12 protein-coding genes, 2 tRNA genes and 1 pseudogene are annotated in these 16,463 nt (G+C 59.3%); 11 read left to right on the top strand and 4 right to left on the bottom strand.

Annotation, left to right across the window (positions count from 1 at the left end; all coding sequences use genetic code 11):
• Positions 1 to 26: 26 nt before the first annotated feature.
• Positions 27 to 1,145, top strand: coding sequence for a succinylglutamate desuccinylase/aspartoacylase family protein (locus AABM54_RS06535; RefSeq protein WP_347904475.1), 1,119 nt, complete (start codon positions 27 to 29; stop codon positions 1,143 to 1,145).
• A 13-nt stretch (positions 1,146 to 1,158) separates the two neighbouring features.
• Positions 1,159 to 1,923 carry an ATP-binding cassette domain-containing protein gene (locus AABM54_RS06530; protein WP_347904474.1) on the top strand — a complete coding sequence of 255 codons (765 nt, stop codon included), beginning with the start codon at positions 1,159 to 1,161 and terminating at the stop codon, positions 1,921 to 1,923.
• Between the two features lie 26 nt (positions 1,924 to 1,949).
• Here AABM54_RS06530 and AABM54_RS06525 read toward each other — a convergent pair whose 3' ends face one another.
• Together AABM54_RS06525 and dcd are read right to left on the bottom strand one after the other, a co-directional pair.
• On the bottom strand, positions 1,950 to 2,159 hold the full coding sequence (locus AABM54_RS06525; RefSeq protein WP_347904473.1) for a hypothetical protein: 210 nt from the start codon (positions 2,157 to 2,159) through the stop codon (positions 1,950 to 1,952).
• Between the two features lie 107 nt (positions 2,160 to 2,266).
• Complete coding sequence (gene dcd, locus AABM54_RS06520) at positions 2,267 to 2,833, bottom strand: dCTP deaminase (protein WP_347904472.1); 567 nt, start codon at positions 2,831 to 2,833, stop codon at positions 2,267 to 2,269.
• Between the two features lie 353 nt (positions 2,834 to 3,186).
• Here dcd and AABM54_RS06515 point away from each other — a divergent pair, with 353 nt between their 5' ends.
• Entirely contained in the window at positions 3,187 to 3,396 is a 210-nt protein-coding gene (locus tag AABM54_RS06515) for a cold-shock protein (RefSeq protein ID WP_002554837.1), read from the top strand.
• Positions 3,397 to 3,536: 140 nt separating this feature from the next.
• On the opposite strand, the gene AABM54_RS06510 is transcribed toward AABM54_RS06515, so the two are convergent.
• The gene (locus AABM54_RS06510; RefSeq protein WP_347906144.1) at positions 3,537 to 4,544 is read right to left on the bottom strand and encodes a DUF481 domain-containing protein; all 1,008 of its coding nucleotides are present in this window, start codon (positions 4,542 to 4,544) and stop codon (positions 3,537 to 3,539) included.
• A gap of 167 nt (positions 4,545 to 4,711) precedes the next feature.
• On the opposite strand from AABM54_RS06510, the gene AABM54_RS06505 reads away from it, so the two are divergent.
• The 4 genes from AABM54_RS06505 to AABM54_RS06490 all read left to right on the top strand — a co-directional run bounded on the left by AABM54_RS06505 (position 4,712) and on the right by AABM54_RS06490 (position 9,481).
• Complete coding sequence (locus AABM54_RS06505; protein ID WP_347906143.1) at positions 4,712 to 5,062, top strand: MGMT family protein; 351 nt, start codon at positions 4,712 to 4,714, stop codon at positions 5,060 to 5,062.
• Positions 5,063 to 5,105: 43 nt separating this feature from the next.
• On the top strand, positions 5,106 to 6,662 hold the full coding sequence (locus AABM54_RS06500) for an AmpG family muropeptide MFS transporter (RefSeq protein ID WP_347904471.1): 1,557 nt from the start codon (positions 5,106 to 5,108) through the stop codon (positions 6,660 to 6,662).
• Positions 6,663 to 6,794: 132 nt separating this feature from the next.
• Positions 6,795 to 8,510 (top strand): proline--tRNA ligase, encoded by a 1,716-nt coding sequence (locus tag AABM54_RS06495; RefSeq protein ID WP_347904470.1) that lies wholly within the window; start codon positions 6,795 to 6,797, stop codon positions 8,508 to 8,510.
• Positions 8,511 to 8,527: 17 nt separating this feature from the next.
• Positions 8,528 to 9,481, top strand: a complete 954-nt coding sequence (locus tag AABM54_RS06490; protein WP_347904469.1) for a hypothetical protein — start codon at positions 8,528 to 8,530, stop codon at positions 9,479 to 9,481.
• A gap of 62 nt (positions 9,482 to 9,543) precedes the next feature.
• Here AABM54_RS06490 and dinB read toward each other — a convergent pair whose 3' ends face one another.
• A complete protein-coding gene (dinB, locus tag AABM54_RS06485) occupies positions 9,544 to 10,605 on the bottom strand; it encodes a DNA polymerase IV (RefSeq protein ID WP_347904468.1) in 1,062 nt (353 codons plus the stop codon).
• Positions 10,606 to 10,904: 299 nt separating this feature from the next.
• Between dinB and AABM54_RS06480 the strand changes: the two genes are divergently transcribed.
• From AABM54_RS06480 to AABM54_RS06465, 4 genes and pseudogenes are all read left to right on the top strand, one after another.
• Positions 10,905 to 10,981, top strand: a tRNA-Met gene (locus tag AABM54_RS06480).
• 213 nt (positions 10,982 to 11,194) lie between these two features.
• A tRNA-Met gene (locus AABM54_RS06475) sits at positions 11,195 to 11,271 on the top strand.
• A 277-nt stretch (positions 11,272 to 11,548) separates the two neighbouring features.
• Positions 11,549 to 14,192: pseudogene (gene mprF, locus AABM54_RS06470) on the top strand (bifunctional lysylphosphatidylglycerol flippase/synthetase MprF).
• A complete protein-coding gene (locus tag AABM54_RS06465) occupies positions 14,192 to 15,487 on the top strand; it encodes an AcvB/VirJ family lysyl-phosphatidylglycerol hydrolase (protein WP_347904467.1) in 1,296 nt (431 codons plus the stop codon). Before mprF ends, AABM54_RS06465 begins: the two are co-directional and overlap by 1 nt.
• Positions 15,488 to 16,463 lie beyond the last annotated feature (976 nt).

The raw sequence follows: 16,463 nt of genomic DNA, 5'->3' as shown, positions 1-16,463 counted from the left end.
GACTTTTCTGCTTCAGGAAACAAAGCATGCGCCACCAGATCCATGAGCTGCTTGCCCCGCTGCCGGGCACAGCACGACAGATTCACAGCTTTCACTTCGGCCCCAGCCAGGCCAAAGGCAAGGTCTACATCCAGTCCTCGCTGCACGCCGATGAATTGCCCGGCATGCTGGTGGCCTGGCACCTCAAGTTGCGGCTGGCCGAGCTGGAAGCCACCGGCCGCCTGCTCAGGGAAGTCGTGCTGGTACCGGTCGCCAACCCTATCGGCCTCGAACAGGTCGTGATGGACGTGCCACTTGGCCGCTATGAGCTGGAAAGCGGCCAGAACTTCAATCGCTGGTTCGTCGACCTGAGCGAAGAAGTCGGCAACCACATCGAAGGGCTGCTCAGCGATGACCCGCAGCACAACCTTGAGCTGATCCGTGGCAGCCTGCGCGCTGCGCTGGCACGCCAGACCGCCAGCACCCAACTGCAATCCCAGCGCCTGATCCTGCAACAGCTGGCCTGCGACGCCGACATGGTGCTGGACCTGCATTGCGATTTCGAGGCGGTGGCGCACCTGTACACCACACCTGAAGCCTGGCCACAGGTCGAACCGCTGGCGCGTTACCTCGGCGCCGAAGCCAGCTTGCTGGCGACCGACTCGGGCGGCCAGTCGTTCGACGAGTGCTTCACGCTGGTCTGGTGGCAATTGCAGCAACGCTTCGGTGAGCGTTTCGAGATTCCACCGGGCAGTTTCTCGGTGACCATCGAGTTGCGCGGCCAGGGCGATGTCAACCATCCACTGGCAAGCCTCGACTGCCAGGCCTTGATCGACTACCTGGCTCACGCCGGCGTCATCGAAGGCCGGGCCCCGGCCTTGCCCGAGCTGCCTTACCCCGCCACACCGCTGGCCGCCGTCGAGCCGGTGGCAACACCCGTCGGCGGGTTGCTGGTGTACTGCGTATTGCCGGGGGAATACCTGGAAGCGGGACAACTGATCGCCGAAATCATTGACCCGATCAACGACCGTGTCACGCCGGTCCATTGCACCAATGCCGGGCTGCTGTACGCCCGTTCGACACGCCGCATGGCCACCGCGGGCATGGTTATCGCCCATGTCGCGGGCACCGAAGCCTATCGCACCGGCTATCTACTTTCGCCTTGAGGATGCATGCCCCATGTACAAATTGACCATCGAAGGCCTGCATAAATGCTATGGCAATCATGAAGTGCTCAAGGGTGTTTCGCTCAAAGCCAAGACCGGCGACGTGATCAGCCTGATCGGCGCCAGCGGTTCAGGCAAAAGTACCTTTTTGCGCTGCATCAACTTTCTGGAGCAACCCAACGACGGCGCCATGAGCCTGGACGGCAAAGAGATCCGCATGATCAAGGACCACCACGGCATGCGGGTGGCCGACGACGCTGAACTGCAGCGCATCCGTACCCGGCTGGCAATGGTGTTCCAGCACTTCAACCTGTGGAGCCACATGACGGTGCTGGAAAACATCACCATGGCCCCGCGCCGGGTACTGGGATGCAGCAAAAAGGACGCCGAAGACCGGGCGCGACGCTATCTGGACAAAGTCGGACTGGCGGCACGGGTCGCCGATCAATACCCGGCGTTTCTCTCGGGCGGCCAGCAACAGCGTGTGGCCATTGCTCGCGCACTGGCGATGGAGCCGGAAGTCATGCTGTTCGACGAACCGACCTCGGCGCTGGACCCGGAACTGGTCGGTGAAGTGCTCAAGGTGATTCAGGGGCTGGCCGAGGAAGGACGGACCATGATCATGGTCACCCACGAAATGAGCTTCGCCCGCAAAGTCTCCAATCAGGTGCTGTTCCTGCACCAGGGCCTGGTGGAGGAAGAAGGGGCGCCTGAAGACGTGCTGGGCAATCCCAAGAGCGAACGGTTGCAACAGTTCCTCAGCGGCAACCTGAAGTAACCCTCGCTCCTACCGGATACGGGAAATCAGGCAATCGGCGCAGGTGGCGGCTCATCCGGCAAGGTGGGTTCGCCGGGCTCGGCAGGCTGCTCGTTCGGGGTATCGGGGTCAGGTTGACCGGGGATCCCGCCCGCCAGAATGACAGACGGATACGCCAGCAATGACCAGGCCAGCATGCCCACTTGATTGGGCTCAAGCCTTGCCAGTTCGGCACTTATTCGCGGATCGATCTTCATGAAACACTCCTGGGCGATGGCCCGACCCGCCTTGCGCGAATCGGAGCAGTACACTCAATAGAGTGTACGCTCGTCCAGGAATTCCAACGCTTCGTCAGACGGCTGACTCAGGTACGCGGCAGGGTCACGCCGCGCTGGCCCTGATACTTGCCGCCACGGTCCTTGTAGGACACTTCGCACTCTTCATCCGACTCGAAGAACAGCATCTGAGCGACGCCTTCGTTGGCGTAGATCTTGGCCGGCAGCGTGGTGGTGTTGGAGAACTCCAGCGTCACATGACCTTCCCACTCGGGTTCCAGCGGCGTGACGTTAACGATGATCCCGCAGCGGGCGTAGGTGCTTTTGCCCAGGCAGATCGTCAGCACGTTACGCGGAATGCGGAAGAACTCGACGGTACGGGCCAGCGCGAAGGAGTTCGGCGGAATGATGCACACATCGCTTTTAACGTCGACGAAGCTTTTTTCATCGAAGTTTTTCGGATCGACGGTTGCCGAGTTGATGTTGGTGAACACCTTGAATTCATCGGCGCAACGCACGTCATAGCCATAGCTCGACACACCGAAGGAAATCAGCCGGTCGGTGCCTTCGCCACGCATCTGGCGCTCTACGAAGGGCTCGATCATGCCGTGCTCTTGCGCCATGCGGCGAATCCACTTGTCCGATTTGATGCTCATGGCGGGTGTCCTGAATAGCGAGGTGGAAAAAATCTGTCCGGCATCTTACCGGGGCGCGCCGCCGGTTCAAAGTCCACGGCACAATTCTCGTCCGCCCCTCACGATTTCCGGGGCTTTGCCGCTATAGACCTCACCGTCAGTCATGAAAACAGAGAAACCTTCGCAAAGACCATTGGCACGTTCCTGAAAAAGGGTTAAGGTGGCGCCACTGTGCTGCTTGTGTCACTGAGAATCTCTACACGATATGTTGAATTTCGATCCAACCATCTACAAGAATTTTTCCTGCTCTTTGCACTCAGTCTCGGCCAGGGTTCTTCCTGAGTCGCAGTTATCTTTGTTCAAGGAGTTACACCATGTCTAATCGCCAAACCGGTACCGTTAAGTGGTTCAACGATGAAAAAGGCTTCGGCTTCATCACTCCACAATCCGGTGACGACCTGTTCGTTCACTTCAAAGCTATCCAATCCGACGGCTTCAAAAGCCTGAAAGAAGGCCAACAGGTTTCTTTCATCGCTACCCGCGGTCAGAAAGGCATGCAAGCTGAGGAAGTTCAAGTTATCTAACTTGTACTGATCCAGTAAAAAACCCCGCCCTTAAAAGCGGGGTTTTTTTATGCCCGTGTGTTTTTACCCCACTGCCGGGCAACGCCTGAACATCGCGAGGGGCAGCACACCCGCCCGCGATCAAATCAAGGGCTACAGACTTACCAGGTCACACCAAACCCTGCGGTATAACGGGTCTTGCTCAGGTCACTGTCTTCAGTGCCGCTGATGATATCCCTCTCGGCCTTGAGATTAAGCGAAGCCCATTCGGTGACCTTGTAACGCAAGCCCACCTCGGCATCGACAGCATAATCCGCCACACCCGACAACGGCTTGCCAAACTCGCCGTTACTGAACAGCTCTACGGTCTTGCCGATGAGGTAACGGTTGTAGTCCCACTTCATCGCCAGGGAATAGAAGTTGTCCTTGCCGCCATCCTTGTACTCATAGTCAGTTCGGTTCAGCAACGAACCGAGGGAAAACGCGCCCAGCTCATCATCCCAGAACTGATAACCGGGACCGGTGCCTACGGTACGCTGACGGGAAAGCTCCTCGACCTTGTCACGCTTATAGGTCAAGCGCCCCTGCCAGAACCATTTGTCGGTAATGAAACGATCGAGCGCATATTCCGCACGCCAGTTGTCAGTGGTCACCACATCGTCCTGGAACTCGCGGTTGTACTCACCCTCTGCCGTGTGCCGCCACTTGCCATGGCGCGCCGAGGTTTTGAAATCGATGTCGTAGTCATCGGTGTCCTTTTCCGCCCGCTTGTAGTCCAGCGCAACATCGACATTGCCTTTCCACACCAGATCTTCAAGTACAGGCTTGGGCTTGAGAATTTGCTGAATGCTCGCCAACTCCACGGTCTTCGGCGCCTCGCCGTTAGCCAGGGTGACCTTGCCGTCATCGGCGGCATGCAGTGACTTGGCCTTCTCACCCGTGTAGGCATCCTGCTTGACCAACAACTCCTGATCGCTCTCCAGCGTTTTGACCTCTTTCCAGTCGATCGGAATGGCGCCCGCATACGCGGTCTGAATCAACAGTTTTCCGCCGTCGAAAACCTTGATTTTGCCACTCAGGCGATCACCATTTTTCAACCAGACGGTATCGGCAAACACAGAGGTGGAGGCACTGACGACAGCGAGGCACAGCAGGGTTCTGGACAACATAAGCAAGGGCAAGGCTCAATTTCGCGGAAAAAAGGCGGCATTATCCCTATGGGAAACGCCTTAGCAAGGACTGACCCATGGTTTTGTGTTGAGTTCATTTCTCATTCACTCGCGCAGGGTTTACCTTATAGATGGCTACACACACTCTTTCAGGAAGCGCCGACGTGATGGACCCGCCCCACGAACCGCAAAGCCCGGCAGAGATGCGCCGCACCGCGCTTTATCTGACCCTGGCCCAAGTGCCGGAAGGCAAAGTGGTGAGTTACGGCCAGCTCGCCGAACTCGCCGGCCTGGGCCGAGCGGCGCGCTGGGTCGGGCGCACCCTGAGCCAACTGCCCGGCGACACCACACTCCCCTGGCACCGGGTGCTCGGGGCGGGCGGGCGAATCAGCCTGCCAGCGGGCAGCGCCTCGGGTGACGAACAACGGGCGCGATTGCGAATGGAAGGCATCAGTATCCTGAACAATCGTGTTGATATTCAGCGCCATGGCTGGCGTCCGGTAGAGCACAGCGGTTAGAGTGCGCGCTTTGTTTTCGCAATTTTGAGGCAGACTCCAGCCCATGCCCCGTAAAACCTGGCGCGCCGCGCTCGCCGCCTATGCCAGCCCCTCGACGCTCGTGCTGCTACTGCTGGGTTTCGCCGCAGGCCTGCCTTACATGCTGGTGTTTTCAACGCTGTCGGTCTGGTTGCGCGAGGCCGGCGTGGCGCGTGAAACCATCGGCTATGCAAGCCTGATCGGCCTGGCCTATGCCTTTAAGTGGGTGTGGTCACCGCTGCTCGACCAATGGCGCCTGCCATTGCTCGGCAAGCTTGGTCGACGCCGCTCCTGGCTGGTCCTGTCACAGATACTGGTGATCCTCGGCCTGATCGGCATGGGCTTCTGCGACCCACAAAAACACCTGTCCTGGCTGATCGCGATTGCGGTCGTGGTGGCCTTCGCCTCGGCCACTCAGGACATTGCGGTCGATGCCTATCGCCTGGAAATTGCCGACGACACACGTCAGGCCGCACTGGCCGCCAGCTACATGTCCGGCTATCGGGTCGCTGCGCTTCTGGCGACGGCTGGCGCACTGTTCTTTGCCGAAGGTTTCGGCTCCACCGGGTTCAACTACAAGCATTCGGCCTGGACCGGCACTTACGTCCTGTTCGGACTGTTGATGGTCCCGGCATTGCTGACCAGTCTGTTCATGCGCGAACCACCGGTCCCGCTGCGCACACAGCTCTCGGCCGGTCGCTACAGTTTTGTGCATCAACTGGCGTCGGTATTCGTCTTGATCACGTTGCTGGTTTCCGTCCCCGCAATGTTTACCCAGCTCTACAACACCGACTTCGCCAGCGTGCTGTTCGAAGGCCAGAGCGTGCTCGACCTGCTGCTTGAAGACCGCGCCTTCCTGCGCGCCATCCTCTACATCACCCTGACCGCCTTCTGCCTGTCGACCATCGGCCGGCGCGGCCTGGCACCTGTGCTGACACCAGTCAACGACTTCATTCTGCGTTACCGCTGGCAGGCCTTCCTGCTGCTCGGGCTGATCGCCACTTATCGGATGTCCGATACGGTCATGGGTGTGATGGCCAACGTGTTCTACATCGACCTGGGTTTCACCAAAGATCAAATCGCCGGCGTCAGCAAGATCTTCGGCCTGATCATGACCCTGGTCGGCGCCGGCATGGGCGGCCTGCTGATCGTGCGCTTCGGCATTCTGCCGATTCTGCTGATAGGCGGCATAGCATCAGCGGGCACCAACCTGTTGTTCGTAATGCTCGCCGACATGGGCGCCAACCTTGAGATGTTGATTGTTACCATCTCGCTGGACAACTTCAGTTCCGGCATGGCCACCTCGGCGTTTGTCGCCTACCTGTCGAGCCTGACCAACCTCAAGTTCTCCGCCACCCAATACGCCCTGCTCAGTTCGATCATGCTGCTGTTGCCGCGCCTGATTGGCGGCTACTCAGGGGTCATGGTGGAGAAATTCGGCTATCACGACTTTTTCATCATCACCGCACTGCTCGGCGTACCGACCCTGCTGCTGATCGCCCTGCACTGGTTCCAGGAAAGTCGTCGCGAAGGTCCGACGCCCACGCCAGAGCCCGTAGCGACACAGGTCGCAGAAAAATAGCCGCAAACATCGGAGGATGCGGGAGCTTTCCCGCCCTCCCCCTCGCAGCCGGCCGCAAACCTGTACGCCAGCGGATCTCGCCCGTACAATGCTCCGTCATTTCTCGTCATCAGCAACCGACAACGGCCTACCATGCGCACCAGTCAATATTTGCTCGCCACACAGAAAGAAACGCCATCCGATGCGGTCGTGATCAGCCATCAGCTGATGCTGCGCGCCGGCATGATTCGTAAACTTGCTTCGGGCCTGTACACCTGGCTGCCGATGGGCCTGCGGGTCATGCGCAAGGTTGAAGCCGTCGTTCGCGAAGAAATGAACGCCGCCGGCTCTCTCGAAGTGTTGATGCCGAGCACCCAACCGGCTGAGCTGTGGCAGGAATCCGGTCGCTGGGAAGAGTACGGTCCCGAGTTGCTGCGCTTCAAGGATCGCCATGGTCGCGACTTCTGCGCCGGCCCGACTCACGAAGAAGTGATCACCGACCTGATGCGCAACGAATTGAGCAGCTACAAACAGCTGCCGATCAACCTGTACCAGATCCAGACCAAATTCCGCGATGAAATCCGCCCGCGCTTCGGCTTGATGCGCGGTCGCGAGTTCATCATGAAGGACGCCTACTCCTTCCACGCCGATCAGCCATCGTTGCAGGTCACCTATGACCGCATGCACCAGGCGTATTGCAACGTGTTCACCCGCCTGGGCCTGAAATTCCGCCCTGTTGAAGCCGACAACGGCTCCATCGGCGGTGCCGGCTCTCACGAGTTCCACGTGCTGGCCGAGTCCGGCGAAGACGATATCGTCTTCAGCAACGGCTCCGACTACGCGGCAAACATCGAAAAAGCCGAAGCCGTGCCGCGTGAAACCTCGCGCGCCGCACCGACCGAAGCACTGCGCCTGATCGACACCCCGAACGCCAAAACCATCGCTCAACTGGTGGAAGGCTTCAACCTGCCGATCGAAAAAACCATCAAGACCCTGGTGGTGCACGCTGAAGAAGCGGGCAAGTTGATCGCGCTGGTCATTCGTGGCGACCACGAACTCAACGAAATCAAAGCCGCCAACCAGCCAGGCGTTGCCAGCCCGCTGGTCATGGCTTCCGATGCCGAACTGCGCGACGCCATTGGCGCCGGCGCCGGTTCCCTTGGCCCGTTGAACCTGCCACTGCCGATCATCATCGACCGTTCGGTCGAGCTGATGAGCGACTTCGGCATCGGTGCCAACATCGATGACAAACACTACTTCGGCGTCAACTGGGAGCGCGATCTGCCGGTTCCGACCGTGGCCGACCTGCGTAACGTCGTTTCTGGCGACCCGAGCCCGGACGGCAAAGGCACCCTGGAAATCAAGCGCGGCATCGAAGTCGGGCATATCTTCCAGCTGGGCAACAAATACAGCAAAGCGATGAAGTGCGAAGTGCTGGGCGAAAACGGCAAGCCAGTCACCCTGGAAATGGGCTGCTACGGCATCGGCGTGTCCCGCGTGGTGGCTGCGGCCATCGAGCAGAACAACGACGACAAAGGCATCATCTGGAGCGACACCCTCGCACCATTCCAGATTGCCCTGGTACCGCTGCGCTACGATAACGAGCAAGTTCGCGAAGCCACCGACACGCTGTACGCAGAACTGACTGCGGCCGGCTTCGAAGTGCTGCTGGACGACCGCGACAAGAAAACCAGCCCGGGCATCAAGTTCGCGGACATGGAGCTGATCGGTATTCCTCACCGGATCGTGGTCAGTGACCGCGGCCTCGCCGAAGGCAATCTGGAATACAAGAGCCGTACCGAAGCCGAAGCGCAAGCGCTGCCGGTTGCTGACGTACTGCCTTTCCTCCAGGCCCGTATCCGCCGCTGACACCAGATAGAGACGTCATGTTCAAGCGAAACACCTTAAACCTCGGAGGCGCCGCCTTGTGCGGCACCCTGCTGCTGAGCGGCTGCGCCAATCACATGTCGCAACGCAGCGAACACGAGGAGCGTATCGAGCGCAAATTGCTCGATCACAGCCTGCAGATCGATGTTGGTGACCCTAAGGTGCTTGAGCTGCCTCAACGCCGGGTGCGGATCCATGAGCAGAAGACCTTTGAAGTCACCGAGTTCGAAGTGACACGCCGCTATGACCGCTACACGCCCTACCAACCCTGGCGGGAACTCTATGAGATCCCGCTGGGCGCAGTAGCCGTGGTGGCCGGTGTCGGCGCGAACGTGGTCAACATCTTCGCCCTTGGCAACCTGCCGGACAGCGTGACTCATGACTGGATCAACTACGGCTTTGCCGGGCTGAACCCGTTCATGAACGTGCAATCCCATGGCCGCGCCCAGCAAAACCTCGCGGGTATCGATGAAGTCCAGCGCGACAAGCGCATGGACTATTCAAGCCTGCCGTGGAGCGAGCGCCCGGTGCAGGTCAAGGCAGGCAAAAACAGCTTCGACCTGACCACCGACCGCAATGGCGTGCTGCGCTTGAACCTGCTGGACAGCCCGTTCGCCGATCAGGACCTTAACCATATCGGCAAACTGCAGATCAGTGTCGAAGATGCTCAGGACGACGTGCACACCGACTCGACCCTGGCCATCAGCAGCACATTGCGCGGCAAGCTGCTCGAAGCCCACGGCCTGATTTACGATGACCTGGAAGATGACGAAGTGAGCCAGTGGGTTCACCGGGTCAAACGCCTGTCAGAGCTGGGCCTGGAAGAAGAAGCCAGCGAACTGGAACAAAGCCTGATCGAACTGACCCGCAACGACCCCGAGCTGCAAAGCGAGTTCCTGAAGTCCTTGACCAAGGATGCCGGGCGACTGGTGGCGGATCCGGGACCGAATTAAAAGCAATAGCTTCGCGGGCGACCCGACTTGCCCGCGAAGAGGTCCTGACATTCACTGCAAAACTACCGCCCGAACAGATCCAACTGTTCAAACCCGCCACGCAGATCCTGCAAGCGCACACCAATCCCCAATAGCCGCACCGGCTTCCCGCCCCGATTGAACGCCTGGGTCAACAGCAGTTGAAAGCTGCCCAGATCCCGCCCTGCCCCGGCCTGCTCCAGCGTGGTCTGGGTAAAGTCATGAAACTTCACTTTGACGAACGGCTTGCCCGGCCGATAGCTGCTGTCGATACGCGCAATACGCTCGTTGAGGGTGCGCAGCAACTCCGGGAGTTTATCCAGGCAGCTGACCAGATCAGGCAGGTCCGCGTCATAGGTGTTTTCTACGCTGACCGATTGTCGACGGCTGTCGTTATGCACCTGGCGATCATCAATCCCACGCGCAAGGCTCCAAAGCCGCTCGCCAAAACTGCCGAATTCGCGCACCAGCGCCAACTTGTTCCAATCGCGCAATTGCAGGCAATCGGCAATACCGAGCTTGGCCAGCTTGTTCGCGGTGACCTTGCCAACCCCGTGCAGCTTGCTGACCGGCAGTTGGGAAACGAAATCCTCGACCTGATCCGGGGTAATGACAAACAAACCGTTGGGCTTCTTCCAGTCACTGGCGATCTTTGCCAGGAACTTGTTGGGCGCGACACCGGCCGACACCGTGATGTGCAACTGATTGGATACCCGGCGCCGGATATCCTGGGCGATGCGCGTGGCACTGCCGCCAAAATGCGCACAGTCAGACACGTCCAGATAGGCCTCATCCAGCGACAACGGCTCGATCAACTCGGTGTAATCGCGAAAGATCGCCTGAATTTCCTTCGACGCTTCTCTATAAGCCTCCATCCGAGGCTTGACGATCACCAGGTCCGGGCACAGCTTCAAGGCGTGGTGCGACGACATCGCCGAACGCACCCCGTAGGCCCGCGCCTCATAGTTACAGGTGGCGATCACCCCACGCCGATCCGCCGACCCGCCCACCGCCAACGGTTTACTGGCCAGCGTCGGGTCGTCACGCATCTCGATGGCGGCATAAAAACAGTCACAGTCGACGTGGATGATTTTGCGCTGAGTCATAAATAGACGGTGTTCATTGATAAAAATCGGGCTGAAACCAAATGTTTTGGCAGTATCTCACTGACAACTGTATATAGCACCAGTGTTCTGATTCTTCTCTCAGATGCGTAGGAAAGGTCTATCTGGATTTGTTTTTTCAATCGAAACAAGACCATCAATAGAGCTGAAAGCCTTGCCCTGCCTGCCTTCAAGCCCGCTTAGCACTCATTACCAGAGCGCTAAGCACTTGAAGATGAAGAGTTTTTTATAAATTAACATTTGACAGGGTGGCGATCCTCTGTAGAATGCCGACACACAGACGCGGGATGGAGCAGTCTGGTAGCTCGTCGGGCTCATAACCCGAAGGTCGTCGGTTCAAATCCGGCTCCCGCAACCAAACATCAAAAAAGGCTACTCGAAAGAGTGGCCTTTTTTGTGCGTGCCGATTTTTACTCTGCACGCCTCGCTCTTCGAAAAAACAAAAGTCGTTCCATACTCAGTACATGGGATGCCTGTTACGTCCGCTTGAGGCTAATTCACGCTTATTTGACCTTATTGGACATTAACGGTTGACACCCCGGCGTTCCGCTGTAGAATGCCGCCACACAGACGCGGGATGGAGCAGTCTGGTAGCTCGTCGGGCTCATAACCCGAAGGTCGTCGGTTCAAATCCGGCTCCCGCAACCAAACATCAAAAAAGGCTGCTCGAAAGAGCGGCCTTTTTTGTATCTGTAGAAAAGTCCTTTCGCAACAATGATCTGGCAATCTGCTGCAACCCCCCACTCTCCTCCAGGTCCATCAGATCAGGCTATGCTGAGTCGCAGACAACACCCGCTACAGCAGATCGCGAGCAATCACCGATACACGGTGAGACGCGTTAATATTTGTGATTATTTTTTTCTACAGGGATTGGTAACTTGGCTGGATACCTCCATCCTGTCGCGCACAATCCAAGAGGTGATTGATGCGCGCCAACTCGTCTGACTCACAAGACACCGTCACAGCGACCCAACCGATACCCGCCACTCGTTTGCACTGGCTGGAGCTGCTAAGCAAATATCGCCAGCCCATCGGTCTTGCCGTCACGCTGCTGTTGTTCGCCATTGCATTGATTGCCTGTCGCCACCTGTTAAGCGAACTCGATCTTTACGCGCTGCACGACTCGATCCTCGAGGTACCCAAACCCGCACTGCTGGGCGCACTGGGTGCAACCATCGCAGGCTTTATCGTTTTGCTGGGCTATGAATGGTCGGCCAGCCGCTACGCGGGGGTGACACTGCCTCCGCGAACGATGATCCTGGGCGGCTTCACGGCATTCGCCATCGGCAACGCCATCGGATTGTCGCTGCTCTCCGGTGGCTCGGTGCGTTACCGCTTATATGCACGCCATGGCCTGGGCGCTTCAGAAGTCGCTCACATGACGCTGTTTGCCAGTCTGTCGCTGGGTTGCGCGCTGCCACCGCTGGCGGCACTGGCGACCCTCAGCAACTTGCCGGGCGCCTCGAACGCGCTGCATCTGTCCCAGACGCTGCTGGCCACCATCGCCATCGGTGTACTGTTGTTGTGCACCGTGCTGGCCATCGGCATTTATCGTCGACGCCTGCCTGAACAGCCTTACCCAGACAACCTGTTGGTACGAGCCGGACGCCGGACCCTGCGCCTGCCCGGTCGCCGCCTGACCGTCCTGCAATTGGTGATTACCGCGCTGGATGTGGCCGCCGCCGCGACCGTGCTTTATCTGCTACTGCCCGAGGCTCCACCCTTCGGCGCATTCCTGCTGGTTTACCTGCTGGCGTTGGCCGCCGGCGTGCTCAGCCATGTGCCGGGCGGAGTCGGCGTGTTCGAGGCCATTCTGCTGGCCGCGTTTGCCGACAAGCTCGGCGCCGCGCCACTGGCTGCCGCGTTGCTGCTCTACCGCCTGATCTACGTGGTCCTGCCGCTGCTGGTTGCCTGCATTCTGCTGCTGATCAATGAGGCACAACGGCTGTTCCAGTCGCGCCAATCGCTAAGAGCCGCGTCGGGCCCTGGCGGCGCCAGTGCTGGCCATCCTGGTGTTCCTGTCCGGCGTGGTCCTGCTGTTTTCCGGCGCGACGCCTGAGATCGACACTCGCCTGGAACACATCGGCTTCCTGATTCCCCATCGCCTGATCGACGCTTCGCACTTCGGCGCCAGCCTGATCGGCGTGCTCTGCCTGTTGCTGGCCCAGGGCCTGCGCCGCCGTTTGTCGGCCGCGTGGATGCTGACCACCATTCTGCTGCTGACGGGCGCCCTGCTCTCGCTGCTCAAAGGCTTCGACTGGGAAGAAGCCTGCCTGATGATCCTGACCGCCAGCCTGCTGGCCGTCTTCCGGCGCTCCTTTTATCGCCCGAGCCGCCTGACCGAAGTGCCGTTCTCGCCGCTCTACCTGGTGGCCAGCCTGTGTGTACTCGGGGCTTCGATCTGGTTGCTGCTGTTTGCCTATCAGGACGTGCCTTACAGCCATCAACTGTGGTGGCAGTTCACCCTCGATGCCGATGCCCCGCGTGGCTTGCGTTCGCTGCTGGGCGCCGCTGTGCTGTTGGTCGTGGTGTCGCTGACCTGGCTGCTGCGCACCGCTCGCCCGGTGATCCACCTGCCTACGACCGAAGAACTGGAAAGAGCCACCAAGATCCTCATGGCTTCGGCGCAACCGGACGGAGGCCTCGCCCTGACCGGTGACAAGGCGCTGCTGTTTCACCCTGACGACGAAGCGTTCTTGATGTATGCCCGTCGTGGGCGCAGCCTTGTGGCCCTGTACGACCCGATCGGCCCGACCCAGCAACGAGCAGAAATGATCTGGCAGTTCCGCGACCTGTGCGACATCCATCACGCCCGCCCGGTGTTCTACCAGGTGCGCGCCGAGAACCTGCCGTACTACATGGACATCGGCCTGACCGCGATCAAGCTCGGCGAAGAAGCGCGAGTCGACCTGCAACGTTTCGATCTCGACGCCAAGGGCAAGGAGATGAAAGACCTGCGCTACACCTGGAACCGCGGCACCCGCGATGGCCTGTCCCTGGAGATCTTTGATCCGGGCCAGGCGCCGATGGAAGAGCTGAAGGTCATTTCCGATGCCTGGCTGACCGGCAAGAACGTCCGGGAAAAGGGCTTCTCCCTCGGCCGCTTCAGCGATGACTACCTCAAGCACTTCCGTATCGCGATCATCCATTTCGAAGGGCGCCCGGTTGCGTTTGCCAATCTGCTCGAGACTTACGGCCATGACCTGGCCAGCCTCGACCTGATGCGCGCGCACCCGGACGCACCCAAGCTGACCATGGAGTTCATGATGGTCGGCCTGATTCAGCATTATAAAAATCATGGATATGCACGTTTCAGCCTGGGCATGGTCCCACTGTCGGGCCTGCAACCCCGTCGTGGTGCGCCACTGACCCAGCGCCTCGGCTCGATGGTGTTCCGCCGTGGCGAGCAGCTCTATAACTTCCAGGGCCTGCGCCGCTTCAAAGACAAATTCCAGCCTGACTGGGAACCTCGTTACATGGCCGTGCCCGCAGGACTTGATCCGCTGGTGGCACTGGCCGATACCGCCGCCCTGATTGCGGGCGGCTTGACTGGATTGGTGAAACGCTGATGATTCAACGCTCCTGGCGGTATGTATTGGCCACTCTGGTAGGGCTGGCCTTGATTCTCGGTGGTGGCTACTGGTACTGGAACCGTCCAGCACCGGAACCGACCCTTGAACTGCTGACACCGGCCGACGGTGCAGCGATGACCCGGGTCATCCCGGGCACCAAGCCCCGCGCCCAGGTGCTGGTGGCCGTGAACGAAGAACAGAAGCTCAGCGACAAGCAGCTCATGACCCTGAGCCGGGGCGGCGCCGCGCAGATTGTCCAGGTGATCCTGCCCAAGGACTGCATGCAACAGGGCCGCGCACTGCAATCGGCGCTCAAGCAGCTTCAGGGCCCGGCCACGCTGGTCAGCGGCATCGGTCCTGGCGCGGTCCTGGCCTGGCGCTGGCTGGCCGAGCAGAAGGACGACAAGGCTCAGGCCGTCTCGGTCGACCTGGCGCTGGAAAAACCCGGCTGCACGCACCTGCTGCCCAAAAGCGCTGCCCACGGGCACTGGCTCGTGGCCTGGAACGACAACCCGGACGACACCAGCGCCGGCTTCGTGCGTGACCAACCCAACGCAGAAACCAGCATCAGTGACTACGACATCAACCTGCCGCAAGTGCTGAACAACGAACTGCGCAAGATCCTCGTCGGCACCGACAAGGGCAACGGCGGCCTGAACATTCCAGTGGTCGAAGTCCCGGCCGGCCAGGCCAAAGACACGGTCACCCTGTTCCTTTCCGGTGACGGCGGCTGGCGCGACCTGGACCGCGACGTGGCGGGCGAGATGGCCAAGATCGGCTATCCGGTGGTCGGCATCGACACCCTGCGCTACTACTGGCAGCACAAAAGCCCCGAGCAAAGCGCCATCGACCTGACCGAACTGATGCAGCACTACCGGCAGAAGTGGGGCACCAAGCGCTTCATCCTGACCGGTTACTCGTTCGGTGCCGACGTCTTGCCGGCAATCTACAACCGCATGCCGGAAAACGAACAGCAACGGGTCGACGCAATCATCCTGCTGGCCTTTGCCCGCACTGGCAGCTTCGAAATCGAAGTCGACGGCTGGCTCGGCAACGCGGGTAAAGAAGCTGCCACCGGCCCGGAAATGGCCAAGCTGCCGGCCGATAAGGTGCTGTGCATCTATGGCGCAGAAGAAGTCGCCGAGAGTGGATGCACCGACAAGACCGCTGTTGGCGAAGCCATGAAGCTGCCAGGCGGCCACCACTTCGACGAGAACTACCCGGCTCTGGCCCAACGCTTGGTGGACGCCATCAAGCAGCGCCAGAACAAGGATAAGGTCGCCGAACAGTGACCTGAGCCAAGCTCAAAAAAAGCCCCCGTTACCGCAAGGTAACGGGGGCTTTTTCATTCAAGCGAACGCTGCAGATCCCTTGTGGGAGCGAGCTTGCTCGCGAAGACGGACTGACATCCACCATTGATGTCGACTGACACACCGCTTTCGCGAGCAAGCTCGCTCCCACATTGGATATCCATTGCCTTGGGGTTATGCATTCGCCCAAAGAAAAGGTTCTTCACGGAATCCCGGGAAACATAGAAACAAGAGCGCCGATTTGTTTGATGATGTTCGTGCGAGCAAACGCATCTAACAAACCGGTGTTTTTATGCGCGACATTAATTCTTACTTCCTTTTGGGGAGGGATTTTCTGTCGTTACACTCAAGCCTGTTGGCGATGTCCTACAGATCGATCTGACTTCCCACCTCACCCGATTCCCTTCCTGTGGTGGGCACCAAAAACCCTGCTCAACCACTCAGGAGTATTGCGAGCGGATCGTTCGTGATTTACCCATGTTATGAGCACTGTCCTCAGTCCCAGGACAAAGGACAGTCGCTAACCCAGGTCAAATGAAACGTCAACGCACTATCGCTGGAAAAACAACTGCGCAAGCCCCCCAACGACTCGTAAATCGCTCGCCGCGTTTACTTTCGTTTACTTAAGGTATCGCAATATCGGATGACGCCCGCAGACCTTGTAGGCACACTCCGAATCTTGCGTTTGGGCACTTTGATGCCTTGTTGCGCTTTTCGTCGACGGGATACTCTCCGGACGTCGCTGACCATTCAGCGATCGGGCTTGGAAACCCGTCGAACCGTAGCGCAACAGCACCCCATCATGACTGCAGAGGTTTTTACGACTGCAATCCTGTGTTATGGCGGCTGTGCGTGGGACGCCTTTGGGCGTGCCGGTTCCTAGGTTCCCGGTTTTCCAACCTGCGTACAGCCGCCACCCATTCGCTTGGAAACGAAAGTGTCGGCTCCTCGAACCCAG

It is taken from the genome of Pseudomonas purpurea (genome assembly GCF_039908635.1).
GTDB lineage: Bacteria > Pseudomonadota > Gammaproteobacteria > Pseudomonadales > Pseudomonadaceae > Aquipseudomonas > Aquipseudomonas purpurea.
This window is presented reverse-complemented; position numbering and strand designations above follow the sequence as displayed.

Coding starts and splice junctions, on each gene's coding strand:
- AABM54_RS06515 (WP_002554837.1), top strand. CDS start 3,187: ATGTCTAATCGCCAAACCGGTACCGTTAAGTGGTTCAACGATGAAAAA.
- dinB (WP_347904468.1), bottom strand. CDS start 10,605: ATGACTCAGCGCAAAATCATCCACGTCGACTGTGACTGTTTTTATGCC.
- AABM54_RS06505 (WP_347906143.1), top strand. CDS start 4,712: ATGGACCCGCCCCACGAACCGCAAAGCCCGGCAGAGATGCGCCGCACC.
- AABM54_RS06500 (WP_347904471.1), top strand. CDS start 5,106: ATGCCCCGTAAAACCTGGCGCGCCGCGCTCGCCGCCTATGCCAGCCCC.
- AABM54_RS06525 (WP_347904473.1), bottom strand. CDS start 2,159: ATGAAGATCGATCCGCGAATAAGTGCCGAACTGGCAAGGCTTGAGCCC.
- AABM54_RS06530 (WP_347904474.1), top strand. CDS start 1,159: ATGTACAAATTGACCATCGAAGGCCTGCATAAATGCTATGGCAATCAT.
- AABM54_RS06535 (WP_347904475.1), top strand. CDS start 27: ATGCGCCACCAGATCCATGAGCTGCTTGCCCCGCTGCCGGGCACAGCA.
- AABM54_RS06490 (WP_347904469.1), top strand. CDS start 8,528: ATGTTCAAGCGAAACACCTTAAACCTCGGAGGCGCCGCCTTGTGCGGC.
- AABM54_RS06495 (WP_347904470.1), top strand. CDS start 6,795: ATGCGCACCAGTCAATATTTGCTCGCCACACAGAAAGAAACGCCATCC.
- AABM54_RS06465 (WP_347904467.1), top strand. CDS start 14,192: ATGATTCAACGCTCCTGGCGGTATGTATTGGCCACTCTGGTAGGGCTG.
- dcd (WP_347904472.1), bottom strand. CDS start 2,833: ATGAGCATCAAATCGGACAAGTGGATTCGCCGCATGGCGCAAGAGCAC.
- AABM54_RS06510 (WP_347906144.1), bottom strand. CDS start 4,544: ATGTTGTCCAGAACCCTGCTGTGCCTCGCTGTCGTCAGTGCCTCCACC.